The 319-nt window shown below is 37.9% G+C and carries 1 protein-coding gene; it reads left to right on the top strand.

Features of this window, described 5'->3' with window-relative positions; all coding sequences use genetic code 11:
• On the top strand, positions 1-319 hold a 319-nt coding region (locus ACXIUA_RS02115), incomplete at both ends, for a GTP-binding protein (RefSeq protein WP_457975976.1).

Here is a 319-nt window from a genome sequence, read left to right as displayed (position 1 = left end):
AATTAACCATGCGCTTGCGCAGTCACCGTTTCCTAAAGTAGAAATTATTATTATTGAAAATGAATTTGGTCAAACAGGCGTTGACCACGCATTACTTTTACAAACCACGGAACGAATTATTCAATTAAATAATGGTTGCATGTGTTGCAGCTTACGAGGAGATCTTCTTGCCTCTTTATCAGCAATCTTAGAAGTGTACCAAGAAGAACAACAAACCGTTGCCCAAGTCATTTTAGAAACAACGGGCATTGCTGATCCGCAACCAATCATTCAAACAATTTTAACGACCCCGCACATCAAAAATCATTTCTATATAGAC

It is taken from the genome of Corynebacterium sp. UMB8791 (genome assembly GCF_054166365.1).
Note: the sequence above shows the minus strand (reverse complement) of the source record. Positions and strands in the feature narration are given on the sequence as shown.